Origin of the sequence: Flavobacterium azizsancarii (genome assembly GCF_027980145.1) — a bacterium.
GTDB classification, from domain to species: domain Bacteria; phylum Bacteroidota; class Bacteroidia; order Flavobacteriales; family Flavobacteriaceae; genus Flavobacterium; species Flavobacterium azizsancarii.
The window spans coordinates 227284-238659 of sequence record NZ_JAMZNK010000003.1 but is presented as its reverse complement, the minus strand read 5'-3'; the positions used below and the strand labels follow the sequence as shown (position 1 = coordinate 238659).

The 11376-nt window shown below is 32.9% G+C and carries 10 protein-coding genes and 1 rRNA gene; 8 read left to right on the top strand and 3 right to left on the bottom strand.

What is annotated here, in order from left to right; genetic code table 11:
- The first annotated feature begins 160 nt into the window (after positions 1-160).
- From rrf to pafA, 3 genes are all read left to right on the top strand, one after another.
- Positions 161-270 (top strand): 5S ribosomal RNA (rrf, locus tag NJT12_RS03255).
- Between the two features lie 339 nt (positions 271-609).
- Positions 610-765, top strand: a complete 156-nt coding sequence (locus NJT12_RS03250) for a hypothetical protein (protein WP_271334493.1) — start codon at positions 610-612, stop codon at positions 763-765.
- A gap of 112 nt (positions 766-877) precedes the next feature.
- On the top strand, positions 878-2497 hold the full coding sequence (gene pafA, locus NJT12_RS03245) for an alkaline phosphatase PafA (RefSeq protein WP_271334492.1): 1620 nt from the start codon (positions 878-880) through the stop codon (positions 2495-2497).
- Between the two features lie 128 nt (positions 2498-2625).
- Here the strand turns inward: pafA and ald are convergent, their stop codons facing one another.
- Positions 2626-3744: an alanine dehydrogenase gene (ald, locus tag NJT12_RS03240; protein WP_271334491.1), complete on the bottom strand. Its 1119-nt coding sequence runs from the start codon at positions 3742-3744 to the stop codon at positions 2626-2628.
- A 200-nt stretch (positions 3745-3944) separates the two neighbouring features.
- On the opposite strand from ald, the gene NJT12_RS03235 reads away from it, so the two are divergent.
- Positions 3945-4403: an Lrp/AsnC family transcriptional regulator gene (locus tag NJT12_RS03235; RefSeq protein WP_072961962.1), complete on the top strand. Its 459-nt coding sequence runs from the start codon at positions 3945-3947 to the stop codon at positions 4401-4403.
- A 95-nt stretch (positions 4404-4498) separates the two neighbouring features.
- On the opposite strand, the gene NJT12_RS03230 is transcribed toward NJT12_RS03235, so the two are convergent.
- Positions 4499-5947: a glyceraldehyde-3-phosphate dehydrogenase gene (locus tag NJT12_RS03230; protein ID WP_271334490.1), complete on the bottom strand. Its 1449-nt coding sequence runs from the start codon at positions 5945-5947 to the stop codon at positions 4499-4501.
- A gap of 170 nt (positions 5948-6117) precedes the next feature.
- Positions 6118-7518, bottom strand: coding sequence for a trypsin-like peptidase domain-containing protein (locus NJT12_RS03225; RefSeq protein ID WP_271334489.1), 1401 nt, complete (start codon positions 7516-7518; stop codon positions 6118-6120).
- Positions 7519-7652: 134 nt separating this feature from the next.
- On the opposite strand from NJT12_RS03225, the gene dapF reads away from it, so the two are divergent.
- The 4 genes from dapF (at position 7653) to NJT12_RS03205 (ending at position 11335) form a co-directional block, all read left to right on the top strand.
- Positions 7653-8435 carry a diaminopimelate epimerase gene (dapF, locus tag NJT12_RS03220; RefSeq protein WP_271334495.1) on the top strand — a complete coding sequence of 261 codons (783 nt, stop codon included), beginning with the start codon at positions 7653-7655 and terminating at the stop codon, positions 8433-8435.
- Positions 8436-8483: 48 nt separating this feature from the next.
- Positions 8484-9017, top strand: coding sequence for a GNAT family N-acetyltransferase (locus tag NJT12_RS03215; RefSeq protein WP_271334488.1), 534 nt, complete (start codon positions 8484-8486; stop codon positions 9015-9017).
- A 10-nt stretch (positions 9018-9027) separates the two neighbouring features.
- Positions 9028-10068 carry an endolytic transglycosylase MltG gene (mltG, locus tag NJT12_RS03210; RefSeq protein WP_271334487.1) on the top strand — a complete coding sequence of 347 codons (1041 nt, stop codon included), beginning with the start codon at positions 9028-9030 and terminating at the stop codon, positions 10066-10068.
- Positions 10069-10681: 613 nt separating this feature from the next.
- Complete coding sequence (locus tag NJT12_RS03205; RefSeq protein WP_271334486.1) at positions 10682-11335, top strand: peptidoglycan-binding protein LysM; 654 nt, start codon at positions 10682-10684, stop codon at positions 11333-11335.
- Positions 11336-11376 lie beyond the last annotated feature (41 nt).

Sequence of the window (11376 nt, the reverse complement as noted above, 5' to 3'; positions counted from 1 at the left end):
TAGTACTAATAATCCGTAAGCTTATGTACACCCTTTTCTCCCACCGTAAGGTGGGAGAAGAAACTTTCTAAATCAATACTTTTTTCTTTATCTCAGTATGTTAAGATATTATTACAATTTTTAATTAATTGTAAAATTGCCCAAAGCAATTATAACTTCTTAAGGTGGTTATTGCGGCGGGGCTCACCTCTTCCCATCCCGAACAGAGTAGTTAAGCCCGCCTGCGCAGATGGTACTGCAGTTATGTGGGAGAGTATGTCGTCGCCTTTCTTTTGAAAACCCTGTTTCTAGCGAAACAGGGTTTTTTGTTTTACAAAATACTGCAGTAATGTTTTATAATGCTTTGTAGTTTAACCGCAAAGCGCGCAAGGGAAGTTTGTAATTGTTGAAAATTTTTAAGTTCGCAAAGCTGGACCGGATAATATTTTGTTACCAAATGCAATTGTGGAAAGTTGTCTTTCTTTTTGTTTTTATTGATTCTTATTTTTTTTTAAAATAGCTTCTAGTTTGCTTTTTAAAAGAGAAGGACTAAAAAATCTTTTAATTGAATGTTGGTGGAAAGTTCACAAAGGCACAAGGCGTGATACTTTGGAATCTGGAATTTTAAAAATGACACTTCTCTTTATCTTAGATTGCGTTAGGGATGGCAGCGATATCCTTTTGCGATACTACAAGCCTCTGGCGAAACAAACTAATATCTCTATCGCAAAAGATTTAGCGTACAGCCCGACCCGAAGGGAAACGCCAAAATCAAGTATTGGATAATTTTCTGTAAAAGTTTCTGTTAAATTATATTCATTTTTAAGTTTTAAATTATGGTGTGTTAGCCTATCTAAATGTGAATCTGTATTTTTGTATTAAATATTATAATTTAAGTATGAAAAAAAGTATTGTATTGTTGACATTGTTTGTTCTCTCAAATTTAAATGCTCAACAACGCCCTAAGTTAGTGGTAGGGATTGTAGTAGATCAGATGAAAATGGAATATTTATATCGGTTTTCAGATGATTTTTCACCAAACGGATTTAAGAGATTGATGAATAATGGATATACTTTTCAGAATATGCATTATAATTACATGCCAACTTATACAGCCCCGGGACATGCATCAATTTATACTGGAACTACGCCAGCTACACATGGAATTGTAGGTAATGAATGGTTTAGCAGAACACTTGGAAAGCAAATGTATTGTACGGATGATGCAGGTGTGAAAACTGTTGGTGATGGTACAGCAGAAGAAGGTGCTATGTCTCCTAAAAATTTGCAAAGTACTACTATTACTGACGAAGTAAGAATGGCGACCAATTTTCAAGGAAAAGTAATTGGAATTAGCCTTAAAGATCGTGGCGCAATTTTGCCGGCAGGTCACTTTGCAAACTGGGCATTTTGGTACAGTAAAACCGGATCTTTTATTTCAAGTACTTTTTATGGAGAAAAATTACCTGAGTGGGTTATTCAATTCAATAATGAGAAACATTATATGCCATATATTAACAAAGGATGGGATTTGTACAAACCAGCTTCAATATATAACGAAAGTTTACCTGATGATAATCCTTATGAAGGTAAATTGTACGGAAGTGCAGCGCCTGTTTTCCCGTATGATTTAAAATCAATGTATGAAAAGAATGATGCTGGAATTCTAAGAGCAACTCCTTTTGGAAATGACTTACTGGCTGAATTTGCTAAGAAAGCTATTGAAAAAGAAGAATTAGGAAAGGATAATATTACAGACTTTTTAACTGTAAGTTTCTCTTCTACTGATTATGTAGGTCACTTACTTGGGCCACGTTCTATGGAACTTCAGGATACCTATTTGAGATTAGATCAAACAATCGCAGATTTCTTAAATTATCTGGATAAAACTGTTGGGAAAGGAAATTATTTACTTTTTCTAACTGCTGATCATGCAGGAGCTGAAAATGTGATTTATTTAAAAGATCATAAATATAATGTAGATAATTATCCTTCAAAAGAAGTTAAAAAAAGTTTACAGGATTTCTCTGTTAAAACATTTGGAGTGGATTTAATCTTAAACTACTCAAACTTTAATGTTTTCTTCAATAAACAAATTATTAAAGATAAAAAGTTAGATTTAGTAAAAGTAAAACAAGCTTTTAAGGATTTTTTAATAGCTCAGCCACAAGTTAAAAAAGTATATACTGAAGAAGAAATTTTAGCTAATGCAGGAAATGATTATTATTTGAATTTTGTCGCGAAAGGTTATGATGTCACCCAAAATGGTGATTTGGTAATTATTGATAAACCCGGAGTTATCGAGTACACAACTACAGGAACGTCACACGGAACGCCTTATTCTTATGATACACATGTGCCAGCTATTTTTTACGGATGGCATATTAAAAAAGGAGAATCTTATGATAAGAAAGCCATTACTGAGATTGCGCCAACAATTGCGCAAAAAATCAAAGTAACTTTCCCAAATGGAACTGAAGCAAAAGTGTTGCAAGAAGTTTTAGATGAGAAAAAATAGTTTCTCTCTAGCATACAAAATAAAACCTGTCATATAATGGCAGGTTTTTTTATGTGATAAAAAAAAGGCTTTTCAATTAAGAAAAGCCTTTTGAATAGTGTTTAGTAAGCACTTATTTAATGTTAGCACTATGCGTTTGCTAACACTAACTCTTCGTTAAAAGGAAGGTTCCAAGCTTCAGCAACTCCTTTGTAAAGAATTTTTCCGTTAGCAATGTTTAATCCTTTTTTCAATTCTTCATTTTCGTTACAAGCTTTTTCCCAGCCTTTATTTGCTAATTGCACCGCGTAAGGCAAAGTTGCATTAGTCAAAGCCAAAGTAGATGTGTAAGGCACAGCACCTGGCATATTTGCTACACAGTAGTGAACAATATCATCAATGATAAAAGTTGGATTTTCGTGAGTTGTAGGAGTACAAGTTTCGATACATCCACCTTGGTCAACTGCAACATCTACAACAACAGTTCCCGGGCGCATTAATTTAAGCATGTCACGAGTAATTAAGTGAGGCGCTTTTGCTCCTGGAATTAAAACTGCTCCAACAATTAAATCAGCTGTAGCAATTGCTTTTGTAATGTTGTAATGATTTGACATTTCTGTACTCACGTTTGCAGGCATAATGTCATCTAAATAACGTAAACGAGGCAAACTTAAATCCATAATAGTTACCTGAGCTCCTAAACCAGCCGCCATTTTTGCAGCTTGAGTTCCAACGATTCCCCCACCTAAAACTAAAACTTTAGCAGGAGGTACACCTGGAACTCCACCCAAAAGAATTCCTCTTCCTTTTAATGGTTTTTCAAGATATTTTGCTCCTTGCTGAATAGCCATACGACCGGCAACTTCAGACATTGGAACTAATAATGGTAAGCTGCGATCTGCTTTTTCAACCGTTTCATAAGCTAAACATACAGCACCTTTCTCAAGCATAGCATGAGTTAATGGTTCTGATGAAGCAAAGTGAAAGTAAGTAAATAATAATTGATCTTTTTTGATTAATGGATATTCAGATGCAATTGGTTCTTTTACTTTAATGATCATTTCAGCAATAGCATATACTTCCTCAATAGTGGCTAAAACAACCGCTCCGGCATTTGCATATTCCTCATCACTAAAACCACTTCCTAGACCAGCTGTTGCCTGAACATAAACTGCATGTCCGTGTTTTTTCATTTCAGAAACTCCGGCGGGAGTTAAAGCCACACGGTTTTCGTTATTTTTTATTTCTTTTGGAACACCTATTATCATTTTGTTATATTTTTTCGTTTTTATTGAAATTCTTTTACAAAACTACAGATAGAGAATATATTATGGATTAAGCACCTATAAATAAGAAAATATTATTTTATTTAATACTTTTACAGAAAAATATTCTTTTTGAGAGCCTACTATCTTGCTCAAAAAGAAAAAATGACTAAATTTTATTAATTACAGAAAACGTTTTCGTTATGGCTTTAGATGAAATTGACAAAAAAATCCTACGACTTTTGCAAGAAAATGCGCACTATACTTTAAAAGATATTGCAAACAAAATAAATCTGTCTCTTACACCTGTACATGATCGGGTTAAACGGCTTGAAAAAGAAGGTGTTATTGAGAAGTATGTTTCAATTTTAAACAAGAAAAAATTAGGCAATAATCTCACGGTTTATTGTCAGGTAACGCTAACGAAACAAACATATGATACTTCAGAAGGATTTAATCAGTCGATTTTGAATTTGCCTGAAGTGGTGGAATGTAATTACGTATCCGGAAACTTTGATTATATGCTTAAAATTATAATTCCAGATATGGAAAGTTACCATCAATTTCATCAAAAAAAATTATCAATATTACCTGAGGTGTCTTTAATTAATACTGTTTTTGTAATTTCAGAAGTTAAGAGCACAACTGTTCTGCCTATATAATCTAAACTATTCCTATTGTGTTCTTTTTCATTCAAACAAAAACCACCAAGCACTGCCTGATGGTTTTAAAAATAATGGGTGGTTTTGGTTTTATATTAATAGTAAGTAAAACGTCTCACTTTGGCAATGTATTTGGCCAATCGAATAACCTGATGACTGTAGCCGTATTCGTTATCGTACCAAATATAGAGCACAATGTTTTTTCCGTCATTTGATACAATTGTGGCGTTGCTGTCATAAATAGAGGGAGCAGATGTTCCAACGATATCAGATGAAACTAATTCATTATTTAATGAATATTTTATTTGCTCTACTAATTCTCCTTCGAGAGCATATTTTTTCATGATTTTGTTAATTGAAGCAATAGAAGTTGCCTTTTTAACTTCTAAATTCAAAACAACTAGAGATCCATTTGGAACCGGAACTCTAATAGCATTCGAAGTCAATTTTCCTTCTAATGAGGGCAAAGCTTTCGCAACAGCACTTCCGGCACCAGTTTCGGTAATAACCATATTTAAAGCTGCAGCTCTTCCGCGACGGTATTTTTTATGCATATTATCAACCAGATTCTGATCGTTTGTATAGGCATGAATAGTTTCCAGATGGCCTTTTACCACTCCCAAAGTATCTTCAATAGCTTTTAAGACAGGAGTTATGGCATTTGTCGTACAGGAAGCGGCGGAGAAAATATCAATTTCGTCAGGATTATATTCATTATGATTTACACCATGAACAATATTAGGTATTCCTTTTCCGGGAGCTGTCAATAAAACTTTGCTAGTTCCTGGTGAAGTCAAATGCTTTTTTAAAGCTTCTTCAGTTGTAAAAGCTCCCGTATTATCAATTACCAACGCATCATTGATTCCGTATTGAGTATAGTCAATTTCTTCCGGTGCATTTGCAGTGATAATATGTACCGTAGTTCCGTTTATAATCAAAGCATTATTTTTTGGATCAGCAATTACAGATCCCTGAAAATCTCCATGAATAGAATCATAACGTAAAAGAGAAGCTCGTTTCTCTAAAGTTGATGTGTCGTTCTTGTCACGTGTTACAATCGCTCTTAAGCGCAATTGGTTTCCTTTACCAGTTTTAGACATTAATTCCCGGGCTAATAATCTGCCAATTCTACCAAAACCATATAAAACAACATCTTTTGGCTGAATTTCTTCTGATGATTTAGCCTTTTTTAATTTATCGATTACAAAATATCTTGCATCAGGATATTTTTCATCTTCTAAACGATATTCATAAGTTAGTTTTCCAAGATCTAATTTTGCAGGAGGAAGATCTAAGGTTAAGATAACTTTTGCGATTTCAACTGAATCAAAAATGGTGATAGGTTTACCCACAAATTCACCTGCATATTGATGCAAATTGATTATATCGCTGACATTTTTATCCAATAATTGATTCTTGAATAAGACCATTTCAATGGATTTGTCATACCATAAATCGCTTATGATTTTAATTAATTCGACACCAGCTCTTCTTCGGTCGACTTGTAATGATACCTCTTTTTGGTACAAAGATTTGTTGCTCATAATTGATTAAATTGAAAAAATAAATACACGAATATTTTTGAATTTGGCGCAAAAGTATTTATTTCAATCGATTTCGTAAGCTATTTTGTGATTTATTTTTAAAAACCTCTACGAAATAAAAAAGCCATCCTGATTTTTCAGAATGGCTTAGTTTTGGGAAATAAAAAGAATTAGATGATAACTCGGATGATCTCTCCTTTTTTATTAATCATTTCAATTCGTATGCTTTGATTTTCGTCTTTTTGGCCTAAAAGTTTTGAAACCGTTTCGATATCTGTTGCTTTTATATTGTCAATACTCAAAATAATATTGCCTTGTAATTCATTATTATATTGTTTGAGATTTTCGTTTGTCAGCGCTTTTATTTTTACACCATAGTTTAGACCGAATCTCTTTTTATCGGTAGCATCTATATTTTCTAATTCGATTCCTTTAAATTCAGTACTAAAAAATTCATTTTTGCTCAAGGTAACAGGAACTACTTTGTTTTTTCCATCACGAATATAGGTTACCTGAACGACATCATTTGGTCTTTTTGTATTAATATATCCTGAAAAATCAGCATAAGTAGCAATGTCCCGATTATCTAATTTTACGATAATATCTCCTTTTTGAAGACCAGATTTTTCGGCTCCTGATTGTTTATTTACTTTATTGATATAAAAGCCCTGAGTTTGAGAGACACCTAGTTCTTTGGACGCGGCATTATTAAGTTCGCCACCTTCGACACCCAGTATCGCTCTTTGTACATTACCAAACTCCATGATATCTTCGATAATTTTTCTGGCAATATTTGATGGCACTGCAAATGAGTATCCTACATAAGATCCTGTTGTGGAGGATATCATAGTGTTAATGCCAATTAATTCTCCACGAGTATTTACCAATGCACCTCCACTATTGCCCGGGTTTACAGCAGCATCTGTCTGAATAAAAGATTGTATTCCGTTTGTGTCCAAATTTCTGGCTTTCGCCGAAACAATTCCGGCAGTTACAGTCGAAGTTAGGTTGTACGGATTTCCAACAGCCAGAACCCATTCGCCAACTTTTACAGCATCAGAATTTGCAAAAACAGTATAAGGTAATTTTTCATCGGTATTGATTTTTAATAATGCAATATCCATTTTAGAATCAGTTCCAATAAGTTTTGCTGTATATGATTTTTTATTGTTTAAAGTAATTTCAATTTCGGTAGCATTTTTTATCACGTGATTATTGGTTACAATATAACCATCTGCAGAAATAATAACCCCGGATCCTGTTCCTACCTGTTCTTGTGTTTGTTGACCTCCGTAACCATAAAAGTATTCTAACATCGGATTAGTTACGGTTCTGCGAGACACATTTTTTACGTGTACTACAGTATGAATAGTTTTATCTGCTGCTGCAGTAAAATCAACAGTTTCCGCAGCCAATCCTACTTGCTTTGACAAAGAATTTGGAGCAAGAGTTACTACTGGATTTTTTGTACCAAAAACAGAGTCGTTATTTTCAAATAATAACTTGTATGCACCAAGTGTAGTAGCACCACTTAAAAGTGATACTAAAAATAGGGTAGAAAATCGTTTCATAGTTGATCAATATTTAAGTTATCTAATGTAAAATTATATCAAAAAAAATCTGAAGTAAAGTCGTTTAACTCTGTTTAACAATGATTAACATATCATTAATAGTTCGTACTTTTGTATTTCTCAATTCAAGAAAAATGCAAGTAGAATTTTATAAATATCAAGGAACAGGAAACGATTTCGTAATGATTGATAATCGTTTAGATTTTTTCCCCAAGAAAGATACGAAATTAATTGAACGTTTGTGCGACAGACGATTCGGAATAGGAGCGGATGGACTTATTTTGTTAGAAAATGATACTGAAACTGACTTTAGAATGGTATATTATAATTCAGATGGAAATCAGAGTTCAATGTGCGGAAATGGAGGTCGTTGTTTAGTAGCATTTGCCAATCAATTGGGTGTAATTGAAAACAAAGCTACATTTATTGCAACAGATGGTTTACATCATGCTTCTGTTGGTGATGATGCTATTATTTCGTTACAAATGATTGACGTTGATGAAGTGCAAAAAAAAGGTTCTTATACTTTTTTAGACACAGGTTCCCCACATCATGTTCAGATTGTTGATGATTTAGAACATTATAATGTAAAAGAGAATGGTGCCGCAATTCGTTATGGGGAGTTGTATGGAGAAAAAGGAAGTAACATTAATTTTGTAAAAAAAGTCGATGACAGTACTTTTTCACTTCGTACCTACGAAAGAGGAGTAGAAGATGAAACGCTGGCTTGTGGTACAGGAGCAACTGCAGTAGCTATTGCTATGAACGCTATTGGTGAGACAGATAAAACTTCGATTAACCTAAATGTTGAAGGAGGAAAATTAACCGTTTCTTTTGATAAATTAGGAGATCATTTTACGAATGTTTTCTTAACCGGACCAGCAAAATTTGTTTTTAAGGGAACAATAGAAATTTAATCAATAATGTCAGTCTGAGACAAGTCGAAGACAAATATATAATCAACAATGATTACACTGAAAGGCGAAAATATTTATCTTCGAGCATTAGAACCTAATGATTTAGAGTTTGTATATGCGATGGAGAATGATGAAAATATTTGGGAAGTCAGTAACACACAAACGCCTTATAGTCGATTTTTGGTTAGGCAATATCTCGAAAATGCACAAAAGGATATTTACGAAGCAAAACAACTTCGTCTGGCAATTTGCCAGGATCAGGATTTTCCGGCGATTGGTTTAATTGATTTATTTGAATTTGATCCAAAAAATAACAGAGCAGGAGTTGGAATCGTTATTCAGAGCGGTGAAAATAGAAACAATAAAATTGGATCTGAGGCATTAGAACTTTTAATTAAGTATTCCTTTCATAATTTAAATTTACATCAATTGTATGCAAATATTGCTGTAGGAAATGTACCAAGTATAGCTCTTTTTACTAAATTTGGCTTTGAGAAAATAGGAATTAAAAAAGATTGGATTTTGCTCAATAACCGCTATCACGATGAAGCAATTTTTCAGTTAATTAACAAACAAATTTAAACTTTAGACTTTGAGCTTAAAAAAAATAATCACGATATCTGCTGTAGCTGTAATTTCAGTTTTAATGATTTATGGTTTTATTTTAATTAATAAAATATTCAGCGCCAATACCAAATTCGAAGAAAAAGAACTTTATGTATATGTTCCAACTGGTGCTAATTATACTGATGTAAAGAAAATATTAGAACCCTATATCAAGAATTTTGACAATTTTGAAATGGTTGCCAATAAAAGAAGTTATCCTGAAAATGTAAAATCCGGTCGTTTTTTACTTAAAAAAGACATGAATAATCTTGATTTAGTTCGTGCGATGCGAGCTAATATTCCTGTAAAATTGGCTTTTAATAATCAGGAGCGCTTAGAAAATTTTGCCGGAAGAGTAGGTGCAGAGATTGAAGCAGATAGTTTGTCTTTAATGAAAGCAATTAAAGATCCTGCTTTTTTGAAAGAAAATGGTTTTAATGAAGATAATGTATTTGCTATGTTTATTCCCAATACTTATGAAATTTACTGGAATACGTCTGCAGAGAAATTCCGTGATAAAATGATTAAGGAATACCATAATTTCTGGACTCCTGAAAGAATAGAAAAAGCAAAGAAACAAGGATTAACACCTGTACAAGCAACAATTTTGGCCTCAATCGTTCATAAAGAATCTGTCAAAAAAGATGAAAGACCTCGCATTGCCGGCGTTTATTTGAATCGTTTACGATTAGAAATGCCGTTGCAGGCAGATCCAACTGTTATTTATGCCTTGAAATTAAAAGATAATAATTTTGATCAGGTTATCAAAAGAGTTTTTTATAATGATTTGGTAATGAAATCGCCTTATAATACGTATGTGAACATAGGACTTCCGCCAGGGCCAATCGCAATGCCTGATATTACTGCTCTTGAAGCGGTTTTAAACCCGGAAAAAAACGATTATATTTATTTTTGTGCAAGTGTAGATCGATTTGGTTATCACGAATTTGCGGCTACTTATGAAGAACATACTAAAAATGCAAAAAAATATTCAGACTGGATTGCTAGCCAGGGGGTAACAAGATAAATGAGCATTTGCATGTAGTGCAATTGAAATTATATGGAAAACCGAAGCTTTTATGGCTTCGGTTTTTTTTATTATAGTTTGATAGGGAGGTATTTTTTTATTTCCTACATAAAAAAACATGACACCTAAGCATTTCGGAAAACAGTTGCAAATTCATTTAATTGCAATTTTTGTACTTATGGAATGTTATGAAAATACTTTTGACAAAAAAAGCATTTGCTTTCAGGTAAATTTTAATTTTTCGTAAAAAACCAGACTTCGAATTTGAGTAAAAAGTATCTTTTATTTCGATTCGATTTATGTGAATTTTTAAAATCAAATTCATTTTTCGCTGTTAAAAACGAGACTTTAAAGTACGTTTTTTCTTGTTTTTTGTTTGAATTTGATAAAAAAATGCTAAAAAAGCCCTTTTTTTTTACTCTTTTTTTTAGTTTTTGGAGCTAATTTCAGAAGCTGTTCGATCGCTCGAATACTCGGTCAATAAAGGGATTAAAAGAGATTATTGTATTTTATAAAATATGTAAAACACTGATTATGAGTATTGTTTTGTATTTCTTATCTTTGCAGCGTAGAAATTTCAAGAGGGTGACAGCGTCTTGAAGAAAAACAATTTATGATAAAGAAGTGGTATTTTTATGCGAGTTTGATCGTTATTATTACATTTTTGAGTTTGGGTTTTAAACCCTTTAATATGGAAACCAAACCGTGGTTCCTAATCGAAAAAACAGATGGATCTGAATACGTATTTCCATCGCAAGAAGAGGATGATTATCCTACAGAAAAAAAGGTAAATGTTCTATTTACAGAAAAGCGCCTTATAAGTTTTAAAGAAGCAGTTGCTTTTAAAGAATCTCAAGGAAAATACCGATTGGTAAATTCATTGGGTTACATGGGAAAATACCAATTTGGTTCTAAAGCCTTAAGAGCGGTTGGTGTTCATAATAATAAAGCATTTTTAAAAGATCCTGCCTTACAGGAAAAAGCATTTATTGCTTTGCTATCCAAAAACAAATGGATTTTACGTAATGAAATTCAAAAGTATCAAGGTAAAATTATCAGTGGCATTCAAATTACCGAATCTGGAATTTTGGCAGCTGCACACCTTGGAGGTGCTGGTTCAGTTAAAAACTTTTTCAAAAATAATGGAAACAGACATTTTAAAGATGCCTATGGAACTTCATTGAAAAGTTACATGAAAGCCTTTGGAGGTTATGATTTATCCCATATTGAGGCAGATAATGATGCTACAATACACGATCAAATTTAGAATAAGCATAAAAAAATCCCGAAATTGTTCGGGATTTTTTT

Bases quoted from the DNA above. Each gene is read 5' to 3' on its own strand.
- NJT12_RS03250 (WP_271334493.1), top strand. From the start codon at position 610: ATGACACTTCTCTTTATCTTAGATTGCGTTAGGGATGGCAGCGATATC.
- pafA (WP_271334492.1), top strand. From the start codon at position 878: ATGAAAAAAAGTATTGTATTGTTGACATTGTTTGTTCTCTCAAATTTA.
- ald (WP_271334491.1), bottom strand. From the start codon at position 3,744: ATGATAATAGGTGTTCCAAAAGAAATAAAAAATAACGAAAACCGTGTG.
- NJT12_RS03235 (WP_072961962.1), top strand. From the start codon at position 3,945: ATGGCTTTAGATGAAATTGACAAAAAAATCCTACGACTTTTGCAAGAA.
- NJT12_RS03230 (WP_271334490.1), bottom strand. From the start codon at position 5,947: ATGAGCAACAAATCTTTGTACCAAAAAGAGGTATCATTACAAGTCGAC.
- NJT12_RS03225 (WP_271334489.1), bottom strand. From the start codon at position 7,518: ATGAAACGATTTTCTACCCTATTTTTAGTATCACTTTTAAGTGGTGCT.
- dapF (WP_271334495.1), top strand. From the start codon at position 7,653: ATGCAAGTAGAATTTTATAAATATCAAGGAACAGGAAACGATTTCGTA.
- NJT12_RS03215 (WP_271334488.1), top strand. From the start codon at position 8,484: ATGATTACACTGAAAGGCGAAAATATTTATCTTCGAGCATTAGAACCT.
- NJT12_RS03205 (WP_271334486.1), top strand. From the start codon at position 10,682: ATGATAAAGAAGTGGTATTTTTATGCGAGTTTGATCGTTATTATTACA.